Origin of the sequence: Halorussus ruber (genome assembly GCF_004765785.1) — an archaeon.
Lineage (GTDB): Archaea > Halobacteriota > Halobacteria > Halobacteriales > Haladaptataceae > Halorussus > Halorussus ruber.
Map to the genome: position 1 here is coordinate 134895 of NZ_SBIT01000010.1, position 18536 is coordinate 153430.

Below are 18536 nucleotides of genomic sequence, written 5' to 3' on the forward strand. Positions count from 1 at the left end.
AACAAGAAATGCCATAATCAAAATTTCCATAGCGAACTCATACGGTAGGAACTTTTTAGCGGACATTTATCTCTTTAGCACCTCTATTAAATGCAATAATGAAGAAACCGGTCGTGAGAACCAATAAAACTGCTAATGGTAGAAACGGCTGAACAAACCCGAAAATAAAGGACCCAAATATAGAAAGAATCGCCCCAACCATCATTGTTGACTTGTAAATAACCTCTAGTGTCTCATTGTCAATATTTGGTTGGTTGTTGGTAGTTTCCTCTATCATGGACGATTCTTCTCTACGAGATTCCCTCCTGTCTTCTTGAGGAGTGTGTCCTACTTTGTTATCAACCTCTTGGCGAACATTCTGGCCTTCCTTATCCGTCCTCTGTTGAGTTTCAGGTGTTGCCTGAATCGTTGATATGCAACCACGGTCGGGAGGTGAAGACTGAGTAGGTGATATCTCCTCATCATGGTCCTTCTCTTTGGTAACTCCTACCGGATCTTTTTTGAAATTTTGGGCTGATGGTCCCTCATATTCGATATCATCTGGATCCTCCTCATGGTCTACAGACTTTTCGTATTCTATCTCTTGCTGTTCTGTAGGATTCGTAGGGTAGGGATTCGGATCAGTTAATGCTGAGCGAGCAAGTTCAAATCGTTGTGTTCGCTCTATCAACTCGTGATACTTTTCTTGAGATACTTCAACCGTTTTCTCCTCCTTTGTATCATTTGGATTTTTTGAACTATTCATGCTGGCTTTCATTTGTAGAGTCTGTTTTCTCTGAAAGCGATTCTGATTCTAAACTGTCTAATTCATCAAGCAATTCGTTCAAGTCATCAAGATGCCGCTGGATATGTTGAGACTCATTGGCGAGTGCTTCTGCTTCTTCTTCAGTAATAGTGACTGAAGAATGTCGGTTTTCGATTCTCTTCCTGACGTGATTGACAACTACTGCCGAAAAATTCAGAAGACCAGATGGGAGTTCTTGGGTTTTTAGGACGGGGGTATTGCCAGAGTACGCAGTAAAAGTAACTACTGGGTTTCCCTCATGTGTGCGCTGGTCAACACTAGAATCATAATTATTTAATCGATTATAATACGGATAGTATGATTCAGAATAAACTTTCTTAAATTCATCTTCTAAACTTGAGTATTCCTGAGAAAAACTTTTTATCTTTTCTTCTACACCTTCACCATAATTCTCGGAAACGTCTTGGAAAAATCCTTCCTGAGAAATAAGTGCCATATAAATTCCAATAAAGGCATCTTTAAACCGAGATTCCTGAGCAAAGGAGCGTAGTCGGCTACGGGCCTGATTTGCGTCATAAAGATAAAGTTGCTGAATCTCATCAAGAAATTCTCGAATTGACTCCTCGTTTTCAATTATGGGATCTACCCATCGCTCTGGTGGCGAGGGTTTATCTATCCCCTCTTCCTTATCGTGATTATCCATAGTTTCGCATTGAAATTTCCCCTACTTCAAATTTTCTATATAATAAGTATTCAGTAGTAACCTAGTCTATGGTTGATAATCCACCATATACACATAATAATTAACGTAGGGGGCGCAGATATATAAGTCAAAGGCAGAACCACTAAGTTATCAATCCTGCTACCTACCTCCGTGGACCGTGATACCGCACGCCCCGTCGCGCTCGCGCTGTTGGCAGTCGTCGCGCTCGGCGTCGCCGCCGCGACGCTCGACACGGCGGTGACGACCGACTCGTCCGGCGGATTCGGCGTCGGACCGCCCGCGTCGAGTCCGGGCGTCCAGAACGGCAGTCAGCCGAGCTTCGAACTCGGCAACCAATCGACGAACGCGACCGGGGTGCTAGGGATGGACTTCCCCTGCTACGCGTTTCTGGACACGTGGTGGGCCATCACGGCCATCCTCGGCGTCTTCACCCTCGGGGGCTACGTCGCGTACCGACGCCTCGGCGGCATCGGCGTCGTGGCCTACGCCGGGCCGGTGGGCATCCCTCTGCTGTTCGCCCACGCGCTTCTCACCATGTGTAGCGAACCGGCCGAGGAGACCCGCGACTCGCTGTTCAAGTCGGGCAACGTCTCGCTCCTGCCCGAAGGCGGCAGCGGCTCGCCCGGCGGAGCCACCGGCACGACGCTGACCGACCCCTCCTTCCTGCTGATGGCCGGACTCGGAGTCGCGCTCCTCGCGGCGGTCGCGCTCCTGTTCGTCTCCTCCAGCGGAGACGACCCCGAACCAGACGAGGAGTTCGCCGAACCCGGCGACTCGACCGACGTGCAGGCGGTCGGTCGGGCCGCGGGCGAGGCCGCGGACCGCATCGAGACCACGACCGACGTGGACAACGAGGTCTTCCGGGCGTGGCGCGAGATGACAGACCACCTCGACGTGTCGAACCCCCAGTCCAGCACGCCCGCCGAGTTCGCTGGCGCGGCGGTCGAGGCCGGGATGGCCCGCGAGGACGTCGACCGCCTGACCTCGCTGTTCGAGGAGGTGCGCTACGGCGGCGAGTCGCCGACCGACGAGCGCGAAGAGCAGGCGCTCGACGCCCTCCGCCGCATCGAGGACGAGTACGCGGGTGGTCGCCGATGAGCCGGAACGACCACCCGATTCTGACGGCCGCGGGAGTCCTCGCGGTCGCCGTGGGCCTGCTGTTCGTCTTCGTCCCCGGACTCGCCAGCGCCATCGGCACCGGCTACGCCGCGGTCACCATGGTCGGCCTGCTGGCGCTGGTGCAGGCGATTCGGGTCGTGCGCTCCCGGCAGGCCACCGACTTGGAAGCCACCGAGACGCCCGACGTGGAGACGGTCGAGTCGATGCCCACGCCCGGCGACGAGTTCGACGAGACGGTCGCCGAAATCCGGTCGGGGCCGCGCCGGGTCCTCATCCGCGAGCGGGCCGACCTCCGCGAGGCGCTGGAGGAGGCCGCGCTGACCGCCGTCGCCGACCGGGAGAACTGCTCGCGCGAGCAGGCCGCCGACCTCCTCGACGCCGGGACGTGGACCGACGACGCTCACGCCGCGGCCTTCCTCGGCGGGGCAGACGCCCCCTCGCCGCCCCTCCTCGACCGAGTGAAAATCGCCGCAAGCGGCGAGTCGCCCTTCCAGTTCCGGATTCGCCGGACCGCCGACGCGGTCGCCCGGACCGCCGATGTCGTGGACGACACGAACGACACAGACGACGAGGACGGAGGAATCGCCGGAAACGGAATCGGAGAGAGCGCGACCGACTCTGGTCGGGTCGAGAGCCACGGGACGAACGCCGAGGCCACCGACCGGGGCGACGACGCGGACCGAGGCGACGACGCAGACCGAGGCGACGACGCAGACCGAGGCGACGACGCGGACCGGACGACGGAGGTCGAAGCATGAAGTCGATTCGGGAGACTAATCGCTGGCGCGGCGTCAGCGCGGTCGCGCTGCTCGCGGGGTCGCTCGGCGTCCTGTTCAGTCGGCCGCTGGTCCTGCTGTCGGGCGTCGTCGGCGTCGCGTTCGCGGCCTACGCCCGGACCGCAGGGACGCCCGAACCCCGACTCGACGTGACCCGGACCATCAGCGACGACGAACCCCTGCCGGGCGACGAGGTGGAGGTCCGACTCACCGTCGAGAACGTCGGCGATTCGACGCTCGCTGACCTCCGAATCGTTGACGGGGTGCCCGACGCCCTGCCCGTGACTGGCGGGTCCGCCCGGCTCGGAACCGCGCTTCGACCGGGGAAGACGGCCAGCCTGACCTACACCGTCGAGGCCGAGCGCGGGGAACACGAGTTCGACCCCGTGATTGCGATTACCAGGGACTTCAGCGGCGCAATCGAAGTCGAGACCGAAGTCGAGGTCGAGACCGCAATCGAGTGCGTGCCGAAACTCGGGACGACCGTGGACGTGCCGCTCCGCGCTCAGACCACCCAGTACACCGGCCGGGTCACCACCGACACCGGCGGGTCGGGCGTCGAGTTCCACGCGACTCGGGAGTACCGACCGGGCGACCCCCTCTCGCGGGTGGACTGGAACCGGCTCGCTCGGACCGGCGAGTTGACCACCGTCGACTTCCGCGAGGAGCGCGCGGCCAGCGTGGTGGTCCTCGTGGACACCCGCGAGAAGGCGTATCTCGCCTCGGGCGACGACGAGCGCAACGCGGTCCAGTTCGGCGTGGACGCCGCGGGCAAAATCGTCACGAAGCTGCTGGACGCGGGCGACCGAGTCGGTCTGGCCTCGCTCGGCCCCGAATCCTGCTGGCTCGCCCCCGGCGCTGGCCACGACCATCAGGCCCGCGCTCGGAACCTGCTGGCGACCCATCCCGCGTTCTCGCCGGTCCCCTCCGAGGAGATGTTCTACCCGACGACTCGGCTCAAGCAGATTCGCAAGCGACTCCCGGCCTCCTCGCAAGTACTCTTCGTCACGCCGCTGTGCGACGACTTCGGCCCGGAGGTCGCCCGGCGACTCGACGCCGAGGGCCACCTCGTGACGGTGGTGAGTCCGGACCTGACCGCGACCGCGACCTCGGGTCAGCGATTCGCCCGGACCCGGCGCAAACACCGGGTCTCGAAGCTCAGGCAGGCCGGAATCAGGGTCGTGGACTGGGACACCGACGAGACCTTCGGCGTCGCGCTGGCTCGGATGGCCCGCGTCACGGGGGGTCCGGCGTGACCCGCGAAATCGACCGGTCGCCCGCTCGCCTCTCGTCGGCGCTGGCGATAAGCGCGGCGGCGCTCGCGGCGGGGACGAGCGCGCTCTCCGCGACCGTCGCGCTCGCCGGGTCGCTCGGCGGCCTCGCGCTCTTCGCGGTCGGCGTGGTCGTGGGGTCCCGGCGCGGCCTCACCCTCGGCGCGGGCGTCCTGCTCCTCTCGGCGCTCGTCGGCGGCCTGCTCTCGGGGGCGGCCTACCTCCTCCTGCCGGGGGTCATCGCCACGGTGCTGGCGTGGGACTTCGGCGAGCAGGCCGTCAACGTCGGCGAGCAACTGGGCCGAGGAGCCGACACGACCCAACTGGAGGTCACTCACGCCGCCGGAAGCACGGTGGTCGGCGTCGGCGCTGGCGCGCTGGGCTACGGGGTCTATCTGGTCTCCTCGGGCGGCCAGCCGGTGACCGCGCTGGTGTTCCTGCTGTTGGCCGCGGTGGTGCTGACCTCGGCGCTCAGGAACTGAGAGTGGGTATCTTGGGGTTTTGGGTTATTCTCCGGCGAGTTTGTACTCGGTGGTGTTTCCGAATCGGCGCGCGTTGGCGCGACCTCGTGTCGCGCCATCGGCGTGCGAGGGATGAGGACCGCAGGCCGTCAGGCCGAGGACCGCAATCGGTTGGGGAGGCGTGAGGTCCGCGGTTGCGGGGCGGTGCGGAGACGGCTTTGCTCAAGCCTGAAGTTCGCTCCTCGTCGTTCACGCTCCCTCGTCTCGATATATACGAACACGCCTAAAGCAACGAGCTACAATTTCTAAATAAACAATTACAATTCTAAAACCGACTATCCCCGCATCTCGCGCTGGAGTCGTCGCAGTTGGCGCTCGACTTTCCGGGCCTGCTCCTCGGCGTTCGGGTCGAGGTCCGCGAGTTCTGTCCCGTCGTCTGTCACCTCTCGGTCCTCGGACTCTCCCGTCTCCTCCCCGTCTGCGTTACTGTCCATGCCCGCAGGTGGTCGGGGAGCTGATATAAAGCCGAGCCAAGCGGAGTGAAAGTGAAACGAGCGAAAGCGAAACGGGTGAACCAGAAACGGGGGAACCGAACGAAAATCGAGGACGACCGACGGCGAAATCCGTCGTTACTCGACGGTCGGTACCGGCACGTCGTCCAGCACCCTGTCTACGATAGCCGACTTGTCCACGTTGTTGACCTGCGCGTCGGGCGTCAGGACCACCCTGTGCGCCAGCACCGGTTGGGCCACGCGCTTCACGTCGTCGGGGGTGACGAACTCCCGGCCGCACATCGCGGCGTAGGCCCGGGCGGCCTCGAACAGGCGCTGAGTCCCGCGCGGGGAGACCCCCACTTGGACGCGCCGGTCCTCGCGGGTCTCGCGGGCCACGTTCGCCATGTACTCCAGTAGGTCGTCGTCCACGCGGACCTCCTCGGGGACCTCGCGGAGGTCGGTCACGAGCTGCTGGTCGAGGACCGTCCCCACCGAGGGACTCTGGGCGGAGCGACCGGCGCGCCGCCGGAGGAGTTCGTACTCGCCTTCTACGTCAGGGTAGCCGATGGAGGACTTGACGGCGAAGCGGTCGACTTGGGCCTCGGGCAGGGGGAAGGTCCCCTCCTGCTCGACGGGGTTCTGGGTGGCGATAACGAAGAAGGGCTTGGGGAGTTCGTGGGTGTCGCCGTCCACCGTGACCTGCCCCTCCTCCATGGCTTCCAGCAGGGCGGCTTGGGTCTTCGGCGGCGCGCGGTTGATTTCGTCGGCGAGAACGACGTTGGCGAAGATGGGCCCCTCGTTGAACTCGAAGGTTCGGTCCTGCTCGTTGAACACGTGGGTCCCGGTCACGTCCGCCGGGAGGAGGTCCGGCGTGAACTGGACCCGCGAGAACGACAGTCCGAGCGCCGACGCGAAGCTCCGGGCCGTGAGAGTCTTGCCCGTGCCGGGCACGTCTTCGAGGAGAGCGTGGCCCCCTGCCATCACGCCCAAGAGTACGGTTTCGAGAAACTCCCTGTCGGCGATGACGGCGTTTCCGATAGCGTCGAGGACCGATTCACACCGCTCGTTGGCCTCGGTTACGTCCATACCCTACCCCGAGTGGTGGCACCCGCTTGAATTTGACGGTCGTCTGAACTCTGCGTATCGAATCGAAATCACTAAGTCGGAGAGGGCAGTAGGATGGGGTGAGCCGAGGTAGCCTAGCCCGGCCAAGGCGGTTGCTTCGAGAGCAACTGTCCTCACGGACTCAGGCGTTCAAATCGCCTCCTCGGCGCTTTTCCAACTTCAACGCTTCTTAGCCGCGTTTACGGCGTTTTAGATTCCATCTTCACCGCCGGGTTTCTGAATCACTGACCACGAGAGCAAATTCGGAGCGTCCGTTATCGCTTCGTGACGACGACTTCCCCCGCGGCAGTTACGGTAACCTCGTACTCGGAGTAGGTGAACGTGACCGTCTTCGTCGCCTCTGCATCGCCGTAGACAGACCGGAAGAGCGCGTCGAGGGCGTCGAGGTCGACACTCCGGAAGATCGGGCCGAGGAGTTCGCCGCCCCCGTCGCCGACCTGCCCCGGCGACGCCGTCCGACCGGTAGCCGCTCGTAGCGCCTCGATGACCGCTTCGCTCGGGAGTTCGTCTTCGGCCGCGGTGTAACTGACTATCTCCTGGTTGGCCTCCTCGACTTGTTGGGACTTCGTCGCCATCGATGTACTGTATCGGAAACAGTCTCGGTGGGAATTTGGGCGGGTTCGCAAATCAACGTTTTAAATATCCCTGTCCTCGGCGATGGTACTCCGCAGGAGTGCCTCGTGGCCGCGCCGGAGGAGCGCGGAGAGCGCCTGACTCGAAATCCCGAACTCGTCGGCCAGTGCTTTCGTCGAGGTCTCGCGCGGTACCTCGTAGTAGCCCCGTTCTAACGCCCGGAACAACACTTCTCGCTGGCGAGGAGTCACGCCGTAGCCCGCCGCCTCGTCGTCCTCGCCTCGGTAGAGTCGCCGGAGTTTGAACGACAGTTCGCGCTCCTCGCACCGCCTGCGGTAGTTCGACAGCGCCTCGCGGTTCGGAAACTGGGCGCGGTACTCGACGCCGTGGTCGTTCAGTTCGATGCTGAGGAGCGTGATTCCGAACTCCATGGCGTCGACGTAGGTCAGGCCGCGTTCGCCCTCCGACGAGAGGGCGACGCGGAGGAGACGGCGTTCCGGCACGTCCGAGAGGACCTCGAAGTCCGTGAGCGACGGGTCGTCCGGCAGTACTCGAAAGACCCGTTCGAGGGACTCCTCGGCTCCTCTCGCCCAGAAGATGAGCCGCGAGGGGTCGCCGGAGACGGGTTGCTCGTCTTCCACCTCGAACGTGACGTCGGGGACTCGCCGCCGGGTCTCCTGTAGAATCGGATTCGACAGTGTGTACTCGGCGATGAAACCCATTGTCGTAGACACTCGTCTGAGAGATAAGGGGGTTTCGCCACCGGGAGCGGGGTCTTTCAACCCGTCGCTGGCCAACTCCCGAGTGGGTTCCGCCCGCTCAAAACAGGAACAGGAAGTTGTGAACCCCGAGCGCCCCGTACCACACGGCCGCCGAGGAGTACGTGATCACCCGGAACGCGGTGGGATACTCGTCGGGTGCCCACTCGTCGGGAGCCAGTCGGGCGACGAGTTCGCCGCTCTCGGCCAGCAGCGCCACTCCGGCGACCGCGAGGACGACGGTGACGAGGACGCCCGTGACCATCCCGAGTTCCCGCATCAGCGTTCGGGTGAGCCACATCGACTCGTAGACGTCCTCGCGGAGCGAGAGGACGGTCACGGTGCTGATGGCGTCGAGGGCTTTGCCCGCGAACACCACCGCGAAGAGCGTGGCTCGGTCCGCGCCGACCCCGAAGCGCCCGCCGCCGATGGCGTAGGAACTGGGAACCGAACTGTTCGACACGAACCGTGAGACGCCGGACGCGTCCTTTGTTATGGCCTCCCAAAATCGGCCGTAACTGCGGTCCAATCAGTCGAAGGCGCTCGTTGTCGGGAGTAACGAGGGGATACTCCGGTGGGACGGTATTCGTCGCCGTTTGGCTCACCCGCCAAAGTTGTCGGTTTCCCCGCCAGAGCCGGTCAGTTCAGCCGCCAAAGCTCGTAGTTGAGCGCGGTGGCGAACCCGACCCAGAGGAGGTAGGGCACGAGCAGGAGGGCCGCCCGACGGTCGATGCGGGCGAACGCCGCCATCGTGACCAGAATCGCCGCCAGCAGGACAAGGATGACGACCAGCCCGCCGAAGATGGCCCGCGACCCGAAGAACACCAGCGTCCACGCCGCGTTCAGCACCAGTTGGACGCCGAAGGCGGCGAGCGCGACCTGTCGGATTCGACCGCGGTCGCTCCGCCAGACCAGATACAGCGCCACGCCCATCAGGAGGTAGAGCGTGGTCCAGACCGGGCCGAACACCCAGCTCGGCGGCGTGAACCCGGGTTTGGCGAGCGTCGGGTACCACGTCGCCACCTCCTCGGCGGTGAGGAGCGAGGGGACGATTCCGGCGAGTTCGCAGACGACGATGGCCCCGAAGAGGGCAGGCCAGTTGGTGCCTGTTCCGTCCCGGGAGTCGCGGATGTTGTCGAGAACGCTCATAGGAGCTTGTAGGTCGGGGAGAGGGAAAGAGATGGAGGGTCGAAAGGTAGTGTTCTGTGGCGGTTGGGTCGGAGACTGAAGAGCAACTGGGAGAACCGAGAGGGTAACGATTAGGAGGACTGTTTTTGAAGCCCTCGGTCGCTTCGAACTATCACAAGCCACGAGAACAGCGTCGTAGCGATGAATGCCTTTTGAAGCCCCCGGTCGCTCGCGGTCGCTCCGTCGGATATTCGCGGACCTCTCCGCACCGCCCGGTCCGCGAATAGAACCGCCGGAGACGACCACGGCCTTCGGCCGCGAGCGACCGGCCCCTTCATCCCGCCCTGTCAATGGTTCGCCGAGTGCTCGCTGGCGGCTGGCCAGCCGTCGTTCGCAGACATAACTCTACAATTCGTAAAGAAATGAAGAAGATTCCGTACTGATGCAGGACGTTTGCCTCGGTCAGTCGTCGGCGGTCGCGGGTTCGGGTTCGTCGGCCACGAGGAGGCGGTCGAGCGCGTCCACCATCGCGGTGACGCTCGCGCTGGTGATGTCGCCGTCGCTGGCGGCGACGGTCACCGAGCGGTCGCCACGGGTCATCTCGACCTCGACCGTCACGACCGCGTCGGTGCCGCCCGTAATCGCGTCCACGTGGTAGGATTCTAGAACCGCGTCGGCCGCGACCGAGGGCGAGTCCGGCGACCCGGAGACGGCCTCGCGGACCGCAGTAACCGCGGCGTCCACCGGACCGTCGCCGGTCCCGCTGGCGACGCGCCGGTCGCCGTCCACTTCGAGTTCCACGCTCGCTGTCGGGATGGCTCCGCCGCTGGTGGCGGTGAGTTCCCGCAGTTCGATGCGCCGGTCGCGCTCGCGGCCCTGCACGTCCTCGGCGATGGCGAGCAGGTCGGCGTCGGTCACGCGCTTGTTCCGCTCGGCGAGGTCCTGCACGCGGGCGACCACCTCGCGGAGTTCGTCGTCGCTGACCTCGACGCCGTGTTCTTGCAGGGCGGCCTTCGCGCCCGCTCTGCCGGTGTGCTTGCCGAGGACGAGGCGGCGCTCCCGGCCCACCTTCTCGGGCGGGTAGGGTTCGTACATCCGCTCGTCCTTGAGCGTGCCGTCGGTGTGGATGCCCGACTCGTGGGCGAAGGCGTTCTCGCCGACGACGGCCTTGTTCGGCGCGAGCGGGACGTCGGTCGCCTCGGCGACGACCCGCGCGAGGTCGTAGAGTTCGGTCGTCTCGACCGTCTCGACGCCGTAGGCGTGGTCGAGCGCGATGGCGACCTCCTCCAGCGCGACGTTGCCCGCTCGCTCGCCGACGCCGTTGACCGTGGCGTGGACCAAATCGGCCCCGCCAGCGACGCTGGCGAGGGCGTTGGTCATCCCGAGTCCCAAGTCGTCGTGGGTGTGGGTGCTGGTCGGCCCGTACTCGGCGAGGAGCGAGACGGCCTCGTAGGCCCGTTCCGGTCCGGCGTGACCCACCGTGTCGGCGAAGCAGAACCGGTCCGCTCCGGCGTCGTGAGACTCCTCGGCGAGGCGTTCGAGGAAGTCGAGACTCGCCCGAGAGCCGTCCTCGCCGATGACCTCGACCCAGAGGCCGTGGTCTTTGGCGTAGGCCACCAACTCGGCGGTCTTCTCGACGACCTCGTCGCGCGAGGAGCCGACTTTCTGCTCGACGTGGCGGTCGCTGGCGGGGACGACGAGGTTCACCCCGTCCACCCCGCAGTCGAGCGCGAGGTCCACGTCGCGCTGGACGCCGCGGGCGAAACTCGTCACGCGAGCGTCCAACCCGAGGTCGGCCACTCGCTCGATGGTCGCGCGCTCGCCGTCGCCGGTGCAGGCGCTCCCGGCCTCGATTACCGAGACGCCCGCCCGGTCGAGCGCGGTAGCTATCTCGGCCTTCTCGTCGGGCGACATCGAGACGCCCGGCGCTTGCTCGCCGTCCCGAAGCGTGGTGTCGAGGAGTCGAACGTCGCGGTCCGAGCCGCTGTCGTCGTGTTCTGCGTCCTGTACGTCCGGATTCGATGGAGATGTGTTATCGGGGAAGCCCCCGAATAAATCGTTCACTGGCCATGCTTGACCACGCAGTCGCTTTCACGAGCGGAGAGTTAAGGAGGGCCTTGTGACAGACCGGACTGTCGGACCGACTCATTCGCTCCGCCTCGGCGGCCTTACCTCACTCGCCGACTTCGCTCGCACCTGCATCCGCGGCCACCGGAACCTCCCAGACCAGCACCGAAAGCGACCCGACTATCAGGACTCCTCCGGCGATCGCCAGCGCGAGCAGCGGCGACGAGAGGTCCGACACCGCGCCGCTTCCCAACTGGAAGGGAATCACGGTCAGGCCGCTGACCATCGCCATCGCGCTCAGGACCGTCGCCCGGCCGACCGACTCGATGCGGTCGTTGACGTACTGGCTGGCCAGCGCCCGCGTGGTGTCGGCGATGCCCCGCGCCAGAAGCAGGACCGGGAGCGCCAGCACCGGGACGAGGTACATCCCGACCAGCGCCGCGCCGACCGCGAACGGGAGGACGAGGAACCACGTCCGGAGGCCGATTCGGTCCTTGATGGCCCCGGCGTAGTAGCTGAATCCGGCCCCGACGAGGCTGATTCCGGCGTAGTACCACCCGATGAGCGACTCGACGCGCGACGGGTCGACGCCGAGGTCCACGACCACCGTCTCGAAGATCGGCTGGACGAACATGAACACCAGATAGAGGACCGCCGCGAACAGGACGTAGTAGTAGATCACGAACGCCCGAATCCGGCGGTTGGTCACCGCGTCGCGGACGATGCCGAGGCTCCGCCGGAGCGAGAGGTCGTCGGAATCGGTCTGCTCGTAGGTGTCGGGTTCCGAGAACGACAGCAGGGCGAGGAGACCGAGCGCGGTGACGCCCGCCGCGACGAAGAAGGGGTACGAGAGGTCGATGTCGCCCAGATAGCCGCCGATGACCGCGGCGACCACGCCGGTAAGGAGCGAGACCGATTCGCCGCGTCCCCGGACTCGGGAGAACTGGTCCTCCGAGAGGTCGTCGGTGAGCGTGTCGTAGAGCCACGCGTCCTCGCTCCCCGACCGGAAGTTGTACCCCATCGACCAGCAGACGTAGAGTCCGAGCAGAGCGAGGAACGACCCCGCGAGACCGATAGCGACGAGCGTGACCGCGATGAGGCCGGTCCCGACCAGCAGGCTGTTCCGGCGGCCGATGCGGTCGCCGACGTAGCCTGTCGGCACCTCGCCGAGGACGGTCGTCACGTTGTACGCGGCCTCCAGCAGCGCGATTTGGGTGAACGACAGCCCCTGCGCGAGGAAGTACAGGTACATCACGGGCCGGTAGAACTCGACCGCCTTCGTCGCCTTGTAGGCGTAGTACTTGAGGACCGCGGCGGTCGGGATGCGACGCGACTCGTCGTGGCGTGCCATCACGCGAGACGACGTGTGCCGATTTAGAAACCAGTTGTTATGACCGAATCGGGGGAATCGTAATACGGCGGGACCGAACCGCCGGAACCGAACTGCCGAACCCACCGACGCCGGGCGAGTTATCCCTTCAGACGCACCGTGTCGCCGACCGAAACGCCGTCCGCGCTCCCCGCCGGAAGTTCCACGAGTCGGTCGGCCTCGGCCTTCGCCAGCCCGGTCCACGCCGAGAGGCGCTCTTTGTGCTGGACCTCGTCGTCTCGAAGCCACAGCACGTCGAGCGGGAAGGGGACGAAAACCATGTGAACGTCACGCATCCCGGCCTCCTCGAACTCGAAGACCAGCGCGTAGTCGTCGGGAATCGACCGCCGGAACATCAGGCCGCGGGCCCGCGAGAGGAACGAATCCGCGGTCTCGACCTCGGTGGCGAGAACTTGCTCGGTCCGGCCGTCGTCGCGTACCAGTCGCACGCTCGGAGGTGTTCGCGGCGGCGAGAAAAGCGTTTCCGTCCAGTTTCTAATCCGGTTCGTCACTACCGTCCTTTCTCTGCTACCCACTCCATCGCCGTATGCTTTTAACCCAAGACGAACAACTCCCTCCCGATGAAGGAGACGCCCTCCGGAACCCCCGTCGGCGTGGACGACCCCTACGACCACGCCGGGGTCTGCGACCGTCTCACCGACGAGGGCAAGTGCCGGTACGCCTTCGAGTACCCCGAACACGACCCCGAGTTCGCCCGCGAGCGCCGCGAGGAGGACCTCCGATGCCCCGCCGCGGACCCCGATGGAGACTGGAACTGGGAGGACTGCCCGCACTACCGGTGCCGGAACCGCCACCGGGAGTGCATCCGGTGCGGACTGGAGGAGCGCCGGATGGCCCACTCCGACGAGCGCCCGCTCCTCGAAGAACACCACCTCTCGTACGCGGGAGAGGGCGAGACCCTGAGCCACGAGATTACGGTCTACCTCTGTCGGTGGTGCCACGCCAAGGTCCACAAGTCGTGGGCGCGCATCGACGACGACGTGAACCCCGACCCGGAAGCCATCGCCGAGAAGGAGGGCAGACGGTCGCGCGAGCAGTCGGAGGCGAGTTTCGAGTCCGCGGCGGAGCGGTTCGATTTAGATGACGGGTAGTGGATTCGGGTCGCCCACCAAACGACGCCCTGAACAAAGAAAACCCTGTCCCAAAGGACTATTTTCCTTTCCTTAGGAAATAAAAACACTTCTCTCTGGCGTTACGACGACGCGAGGAAGAAGATGAGGAGGCTCACGGCCATCGCGGCCATGATGACCGTCGCGGCCAGCGCCGCGCCCATCGACATGACCGCATTGGCGTGGCTGGCGAGCGTCTCGGTGCGGTCGTTACCGAACACCGTGACCTCGGCGCGCTCGCTGGCCATGCCCGCCTCGACCGGTTCCACGTCGTCGGCCGCCTCGGCGACCAGTCGCTGAACGACGTCGAGGAGTTCGTCGCCGTCGATGGCTTCGCCGACCTGATTCGAGGCCTCGACCTGATTCACGACGTGGGTGTCGGTGGTCATGACCTCGGCTTCGTCGGCGGCGGCGCCGGAATCGGGCGCGGTCAGCGCCGCCACGATGCGGTCGCGCAGGCCGGGTTCCATGTTGTTGCCGTCCACGAGGACGTAGATAGTGCGGTGGTCGCCGATTTCCAGAATCGTGACCCGGACCCCGAGCGGCCCGATGCCGTCGAGGGGTTCCCACTCGGTCTCGTCCCACGCGACGCCCATCCGGATGGGGGCCTGCTCGGACTCGGCGAGTCGGTCGCCCGCCTCGCCAGCGGCCTGCATCATGTCGAACGAGCGCTCGCTTCCGGGGTAGACGTGGCCGAGGTCCGGTCCCTCCAACCCGTTGTTGCAGTTGTGGGCGTCCACGAGCATCACGTCCTCGACGCCCGCCGAGCGGGCCTCTGCGGCCGCCGAGAGGCCGACCGCGTACTCCACGTCGTCGGCGAACTCCGGCGAGTAGGTCGCCACCAGCAGGGCGTCGTCGCCGAACGCCTGCCCGACGATTTTGGCGTCGCCCTCTTGGACTCGGACCGCCGGGGTCGCGGTGTCGTGGTACTCGATGTCCGCGAACGCCTCGTTGGCCGTCTCGACCAGCGTCTCGACCTCGCGCTCGGTGACGAGGTTGAAGTCGTGGCCCGCGGTGGCGTGGGGCGGGAAGGCGACGCCTTCCGCCGACTCCGCGACGCGCTGGGGCAGGTTGCCCCCGCCGATTTCGCCCATCGGACCGGGGTGAATCATCGGCAGGACGAACCGGGCCTTCTCCGAACCGTCGCCGGGTCTGCGGAAGGCCAGCACCGTGACGGGCACGACGGCCTCCTCGCCGATGTCCTCGAAGAAGTCTTCGAGTTCGGTGGTCCCCTCGGCGATGTGGCCGATGAACCCCCGGAGGAAGTCCAGCACGCTCACGCCGAGGCTTCGCTTCCACGGCCGGTCGATGAACTTGACGAACGCCCAGACCGCGAAGCCGTAGATGAAACACATCAGCGCCAGCAGCGCGAAGTCCTGTAGCTCAATGACGTTCAGGGCGCGCGGGGCCTCCTCGACCCGGTTGAAGAACACCTCGACTATCGGCCCGCCGCCGACGTGGAGATACTTCATCGTCCCGCTGTAGATGAAAAACAGGACGGCGGCCGCGCCGGTCTGGAGGCTGGCGGGGACCGCCGCGACGAGGACGGAGCGGCCCGAGACCGCCATCACGACCAGCAGGCGGAGCGCGAACACGGAGGCCAGTCCGACGATGAGCGCGTCGAAGACGAACTGCTGGCCGAGTCGCTGCGAGAGGACTGCCACGGCTCCCGCGCCCGCCATAATCGCCACGATGATGCCCTCGCAGGTCAGCGCCAGCAGCGACGACCGGTTGTAGGTCAGTTGGCCGCCGAGTCGGCGGTCTACCGGGGTAGTCAGAAGGCTGGCGACGACGGTCGGTACGCCGATGAAGAACACGCCCTGCCACGCGTCCTCCAGTACGAACCCCGCGTCGAACGCCCCGACGCCCGCGACGGCCGCAACGAGGAGCGCGAACGTCACGCTGGCGTACCACCGCGGCGCGCGGAAGATGTACCGCGAGAGGCTTGCGAGGTCGCCCTGCGTCGCTGTCATACTCGGGACTTTCGGCGGGGAAGGATAAAAGGTGGCACTCCGCGCCCGTCGTAACTCGTCGTTATCTACCACCAATCGGCAGAGGGCGGGGGGTCGGTGACACCCGCGACGGCGTGCGCTCGGTGGAACAGACCACGAGGATGCGCTCGGCCGACCAACCGACAGGACGCGCTCGGTGAGACAGTCCAACAGGGTGGGATGAAGGGGCCGGTCGGTCGCGTCCAGTTTAGTCGCCTGAGGGACCTCTATCTGCGCCGGGCGGTGTCTTGCCGAACGAAGTGAGGCAATGGCTCGGAAGACGCGGTTTGTCTTCCGGCGCGGAGAGGCGCAGATATGTCCCTCAGCGACCGCGACCGAGCGGGGGCTTCAAGAAGACATAGCCACATCTGCACTGCTGTTCGCGCTCACGCTCTCCAAGGCTCACTAAACAGAAAACCCACGATTACCGAACCACGAGAGAAGAACGCCTACGCCTCGCAGATTGCCCGGAAGTTCTCGAAGACCTCCTCGCCCTCCTCGGTGTGGGCCACCTCGGGGTGCCACTGGACGCCGTAGAGGTCTCGCTCGGGGTCGGCCATCGCCTCGACGCCGCAGACGTCGCTGGTCGCGGTCCGGGCGAAGCCCTCGGGGACTTCCTTGACCTCGTCGGCGTGGCTGGCCCAGACGCGAGTCTCGGGGGCGAGCGAACCGACGAGGGGGTCCTCCTCGTCGAGAATCTCGACGTTCACGTCGGCGTAGCCGCCGTACTCGCCGCCGCCGACCCGACCGCCGAGTTCGTCGGCGATGACCTGCATGCCGAGACAGATGCCCAGCACCGGCACGTCGAGTTCCAGATAGTCGGCGCAGTTGCCGATGTCTTCGATGTCGGGACCGCCCGAGAGGACGAGTCCGTCTGCCTCTATCTCCTCCGGCGGCGTGGTGTTGTCGATGATTTCGGTCTCGACGCCCATGTCGCGCAATGCCCGGTGTTCGAGGTGCGTGAACTGCCCGTGGTTGTCGACCACGACGATACGAGTCATTGGCGAATCGTAGTTAGCACCGCTACTAAAGGCGTTCGATGACGGGAGACGGAGAACTGGCTACCGCCGTGAACGACTTTACGGCGGATTCGTCGCCGAGTTGAGTGCGTCGAGCGACTCGCGGTGGTACGCCGTTCGCCACAACTTGAGGATTGCTCACGTGACCAACTTCTCCGGAGATTGTTCGATGCAAGAGGTCTCGACCACTTCCGGGTCCGAGGAGGCGTCCGGCGGCGGATGGTAGTGTTCAGTCCCGGCAACCCGAACGTAATCGCCGTCGTGGGGATGATTTCCCCAGCGAAGGTTCCGGCCGGTCGGGTCGGTGTAGTGAAACTTGTAGTCGTCCTTGGTGGTCCATCGCACGTCGATTCGCGCGCTATCCGCGCTGAGGAGTCCGTCGTCGAGGCCGACCTCCAGCACGGTCGGATTCACGAAATCGTCCAAAGCGGGCGTCGAGAGCGGTTCTCTCGACTCGAGCTCGTCCCGAATCGTGATGAGCGCAGCTCTGTCGACCGGCCCGCGGAGGGTGTGGGACTCCTGCTGGTCGTGCTCGCCTCCTCCTGCATTGTCAATCTCGACTTCGCCGTCTTGCAGTCCGTTCCCTCTCATCAGTCACCGTGCGAGATGGCTCCTCGGCCCGAGCGAGAACCGTCGTCAGTCACGAACTTCCGAGCGTTTGCGATGGAGAGCGCGGCGTTCACGAGCGCGAGATTTCGGCGCGTCGTTCGCCACTCGGTGATCTCTTCCGAGTCGGGTTCGTCGCGTGATGGCGACTCACCGAGCGTCTCGTTCGTCAGGTCGATGGACAAGTCGTCCGGGGATTGGGCGTCGTACCGATTTTGAAAGTCCTGAAGCGTACAGCGCATCTCCGACGCTCGCGCCTGCAGTTCGTCCACGGACACCTCCGAGAGAAGGTCTGTCGCTTGTTCCAGGACGAGCGAGTCGGGTGCACGTCGGTACCGCGTTCCGCCGGTTTCGCTCGCTGTCGTCGCAACGAATCCGTCGCTGGCTAACGTTTCGAGATGCTTGCGTGCCGTTTTGGGGGACGTGAGCGCGTCGTCTGCGACCTCCTCTGCGGATGCTGGTTCGTAGGTTCGACTGACGACCTCTCTGACGCGCTCGTACGGCGTCGTCTGGTCTTTCCACTCGTCTGCGACCGCCGCGTCGACGTCTTCGACCGAGTCGGGCGGTGTCTTCTCGGTCATACCGATGCATTCACGCCAGAGTAGTATAGTTCTTTGCCGAAGGGCTATATTCCTACCTCGTTCACACCGCCACGGGGTCGTCTCGTACCCCTCGCCGACTCTCACCCGGAGCGCCCCCGGCCGAGCGTCGAGCGTCACGCGCTCGAACTCCCGAATCTCGCCGTCGAGGCTGAACGTGACCGGCTCGCCGTCGAGGCTCTCGAAGTCGTCGTCCGCGGCCCAGAAGTACGGGGTCACGTCGTCCTCGACCGCCACGCGCTCGATTTCGATGCGCATCTCGGAGACGCTCTCGAGCGTCCACTCTAAGAGGAAGTCCTCGCCCGGCACGGTGAACCCGGTCAAAACGCTCATCAGTAGGTTGTGGGTCGCTCGGATGTTAACTGTTCGTTCCCACCAGTTTTCCGAGCGATGCGACTGTCGGTTGGCGTCGAAAGAACACCGCAAGGTACCCCTACCCGCGGTGTTTCATCGCAATTCAGGGACGGGTAAAATGTCTTGTGGTGTTTGTTCGGCCCGCGCTCAGCCGAGGCGGTCCCGAATTCGCAGGACTGCGTAGAGGCCGCCGAAGCCCGCGACCGCGAGCGGGCGGGGCTTCAAGA

20 protein-coding genes and 1 tRNA gene are annotated in these 18536 nt (G+C 64.5%); 6 read left to right on the forward strand and 15 right to left on the reverse strand.

Going from position 1 to position 18536, the window contains the following annotated elements; translation table 11 throughout:
- Positions 1–55 precede the first annotated feature (55 nt).
- A complete protein-coding gene (locus EPL01_RS16935; RefSeq protein WP_135826464.1) occupies positions 56–757 on the reverse strand; it encodes a hypothetical protein in 702 nt (233 codons plus the stop codon).
- Positions 738–1448, reverse strand: a complete 711-nt coding sequence (locus EPL01_RS16940) for a hypothetical protein (RefSeq protein ID WP_135826465.1) — start codon at positions 1446–1448, stop codon at positions 738–740. Before EPL01_RS16940 ends, EPL01_RS16935 begins: the two co-directional genes overlap by 20 nt.
- Before the next feature lie 171 nt (positions 1449–1619).
- Here EPL01_RS16940 and EPL01_RS16945 point away from each other — a divergent pair, with 171 nt between their 5' ends.
- From EPL01_RS16945 to EPL01_RS16960, 4 genes are read left to right on the forward strand one after another with little or no spacing between them, the layout of a single operon-like run.
- On the forward strand, positions 1620–2567 hold the full coding sequence (locus EPL01_RS16945) for a DUF4129 domain-containing protein (protein WP_135826466.1): 948 nt from the start codon (positions 1620–1622) through the stop codon (positions 2565–2567).
- Positions 2564–3346, forward strand: coding sequence for a DUF7269 family protein (locus tag EPL01_RS16950; protein WP_135826467.1), 783 nt, complete (start codon positions 2564–2566; stop codon positions 3344–3346). Before EPL01_RS16945 ends, EPL01_RS16950 begins: the two co-directional genes overlap by 4 nt.
- The gene (locus EPL01_RS16955; protein WP_135826468.1) at positions 3343–4620 is read left to right on the forward strand and encodes a DUF58 domain-containing protein; all 1278 of its coding nucleotides are present in this window, start codon (positions 3343–3345) and stop codon (positions 4618–4620) included. The genes EPL01_RS16950 and EPL01_RS16955 overlap by 4 nt, the downstream gene beginning before the upstream one ends.
- A complete protein-coding gene (locus EPL01_RS16960) occupies positions 4617–5117 on the forward strand; it encodes a DUF7519 family protein (RefSeq protein WP_135826469.1) in 501 nt (166 codons plus the stop codon). Before EPL01_RS16955 ends, EPL01_RS16960 begins: the two co-directional genes overlap by 4 nt.
- Before the next feature lie 314 nt (positions 5118–5431).
- On the opposite strand, the gene EPL01_RS21820 is transcribed toward EPL01_RS16960, so the two are convergent.
- The gene (locus tag EPL01_RS21820) at positions 5432–5590 is read right to left on the reverse strand and encodes a hypothetical protein (RefSeq protein ID WP_168215943.1); all 159 of its coding nucleotides are present in this window, start codon (positions 5588–5590) and stop codon (positions 5432–5434) included.
- A 135-nt stretch (positions 5591–5725) separates the two neighbouring features.
- Positions 5726–6676 (reverse strand): AAA family ATPase, encoded by a 951-nt coding sequence (locus EPL01_RS16965; protein ID WP_135826470.1) that lies wholly within the window; start codon positions 6674–6676, stop codon positions 5726–5728.
- Positions 6677–6778: 102 nt separating this feature from the next.
- Here EPL01_RS16965 and EPL01_RS16970 point away from each other — a divergent pair.
- A tRNA-Ser gene (locus EPL01_RS16970) sits at positions 6779–6863 on the forward strand.
- A 106-nt stretch (positions 6864–6969) separates the two neighbouring features.
- On the opposite strand, the gene EPL01_RS16975 is transcribed toward EPL01_RS16970, so the two are convergent.
- The 7 genes from EPL01_RS16975 to EPL01_RS17005 form a co-directional block, all read right to left on the reverse strand.
- The gene (locus EPL01_RS16975) at positions 6970–7290 is read right to left on the reverse strand and encodes a HalOD1 output domain-containing protein (protein WP_135826471.1); all 321 of its coding nucleotides are present in this window, start codon (positions 7288–7290) and stop codon (positions 6970–6972) included.
- A 60-nt stretch (positions 7291–7350) separates the two neighbouring features.
- Positions 7351–8010 (reverse strand): helix-turn-helix domain-containing protein, encoded by a 660-nt coding sequence (locus EPL01_RS16980; protein ID WP_135826472.1) that lies wholly within the window; start codon positions 8008–8010, stop codon positions 7351–7353.
- A gap of 97 nt (positions 8011–8107) precedes the next feature.
- Positions 8108–8509: a hypothetical protein gene (locus EPL01_RS16985; protein ID WP_246045731.1), complete on the reverse strand. Its 402-nt coding sequence runs from the start codon at positions 8507–8509 to the stop codon at positions 8108–8110.
- A gap of 176 nt (positions 8510–8685) precedes the next feature.
- Positions 8686–9195, reverse strand: coding sequence for a TspO/MBR family protein (locus EPL01_RS16990; protein WP_135826473.1), 510 nt, complete (start codon positions 9193–9195; stop codon positions 8686–8688).
- 441 nt (positions 9196–9636) lie between these two features.
- The gene (locus tag EPL01_RS16995; protein ID WP_135826474.1) at positions 9637–11238 is read right to left on the reverse strand and encodes a 2-isopropylmalate synthase; all 1602 of its coding nucleotides are present in this window, start codon (positions 11236–11238) and stop codon (positions 9637–9639) included.
- Between the two features lie 109 nt (positions 11239–11347).
- Positions 11348–12592, reverse strand: a complete 1245-nt coding sequence (locus EPL01_RS17000) for an MFS transporter (protein WP_210424180.1) — start codon at positions 12590–12592, stop codon at positions 11348–11350.
- Positions 12593–12711: 119 nt separating this feature from the next.
- On the reverse strand, positions 12712–13059 hold the full coding sequence (locus EPL01_RS17005; protein ID WP_135826475.1) for a DUF192 domain-containing protein: 348 nt from the start codon (positions 13057–13059) through the stop codon (positions 12712–12714).
- Between the two features lie 132 nt (positions 13060–13191).
- Between EPL01_RS17005 and EPL01_RS17010 the strand changes: the two genes are divergently transcribed.
- Entirely contained in the window at positions 13192–13722 is a 531-nt protein-coding gene (locus tag EPL01_RS17010) for a DUF7097 family protein (RefSeq protein WP_135826476.1), read from the forward strand.
- A gap of 101 nt (positions 13723–13823) precedes the next feature.
- Here the strand turns inward: EPL01_RS17010 and EPL01_RS17015 are convergent, their stop codons facing one another.
- From EPL01_RS17015 to EPL01_RS22640, 4 genes are all read right to left on the reverse strand, one after another.
- The gene (locus tag EPL01_RS17015; protein WP_135826477.1) at positions 13824–15713 is read right to left on the reverse strand and encodes a DUF2070 family protein; all 1890 of its coding nucleotides are present in this window, start codon (positions 15711–15713) and stop codon (positions 13824–13826) included.
- A gap of 467 nt (positions 15714–16180) precedes the next feature.
- Positions 16181–16732: a GMP synthase subunit A gene (locus EPL01_RS17020; protein ID WP_135826478.1), complete on the reverse strand. Its 552-nt coding sequence runs from the start codon at positions 16730–16732 to the stop codon at positions 16181–16183.
- Between the two features lie 156 nt (positions 16733–16888).
- Positions 16889–17341, reverse strand: coding sequence for a toxin-antitoxin system TumE family protein (locus tag EPL01_RS17025; protein WP_246045732.1), 453 nt, complete (start codon positions 17339–17341; stop codon positions 16889–16891).
- A complete protein-coding gene (locus EPL01_RS22640) occupies positions 17341–18288 on the reverse strand; it encodes a DUF7342 family protein (RefSeq protein WP_368279634.1) in 948 nt (315 codons plus the stop codon). Before EPL01_RS22640 ends, EPL01_RS17025 begins: the two co-directional genes overlap by 1 nt.
- Positions 18289–18536 lie beyond the last annotated feature (248 nt).

Coding starts and splice junctions, on each gene's coding strand:
- EPL01_RS17000 (WP_210424180.1), bottom strand. CDS start 12,592: ATGGCACGCCACGACGAGTCGCGTCGCATCCCGACCGCCGCGGTCCTC.
- EPL01_RS16965 (WP_135826470.1), bottom strand. CDS start 6,676: ATGGACGTAACCGAGGCCAACGAGCGGTGTGAATCGGTCCTCGACGCT.
- EPL01_RS22640 (WP_368279634.1), bottom strand. CDS start 18,288: ATGAGCGTTTTGACCGGGTTCACCGTGCCGGGCGAGGACTTCCTCTTA.
- EPL01_RS16975 (WP_135826471.1), bottom strand. CDS start 7,290: ATGGCGACGAAGTCCCAACAAGTCGAGGAGGCCAACCAGGAGATAGTC.
- EPL01_RS16940 (WP_135826465.1), bottom strand. CDS start 1,448: ATGGATAATCACGATAAGGAAGAGGGGATAGATAAACCCTCGCCACCA.
- EPL01_RS21820 (WP_168215943.1), bottom strand. CDS start 5,590: ATGGACAGTAACGCAGACGGGGAGGAGACGGGAGAGTCCGAGGACCGA.
- EPL01_RS17025 (WP_246045732.1), bottom strand. CDS start 17,341: ATGAGAGGGAACGGACTGCAAGACGGCGAAGTCGAGATTGACAATGCA.
- EPL01_RS16935 (WP_135826464.1), bottom strand. CDS start 757: ATGAAAGCCAGCATGAATAGTTCAAAAAATCCAAATGATACAAAGGAG.
- EPL01_RS16990 (WP_135826473.1), bottom strand. CDS start 9,195: ATGAGCGTTCTCGACAACATCCGCGACTCCCGGGACGGAACAGGCACC.
- EPL01_RS16955 (WP_135826468.1), top strand. CDS start 3,343: ATGAAGTCGATTCGGGAGACTAATCGCTGGCGCGGCGTCAGCGCGGTC.
- EPL01_RS17010 (WP_135826476.1), top strand. CDS start 13,192: ATGAAGGAGACGCCCTCCGGAACCCCCGTCGGCGTGGACGACCCCTAC.
- EPL01_RS16950 (WP_135826467.1), top strand. CDS start 2,564: ATGAGCCGGAACGACCACCCGATTCTGACGGCCGCGGGAGTCCTCGCG.
- EPL01_RS17015 (WP_135826477.1), bottom strand. CDS start 15,713: ATGACAGCGACGCAGGGCGACCTCGCAAGCCTCTCGCGGTACATCTTC.
- EPL01_RS16980 (WP_135826472.1), bottom strand. CDS start 8,010: ATGGGTTTCATCGCCGAGTACACACTGTCGAATCCGATTCTACAGGAG.
- EPL01_RS17020 (WP_135826478.1), bottom strand. CDS start 16,732: ATGACTCGTATCGTCGTGGTCGACAACCACGGGCAGTTCACGCACCTC.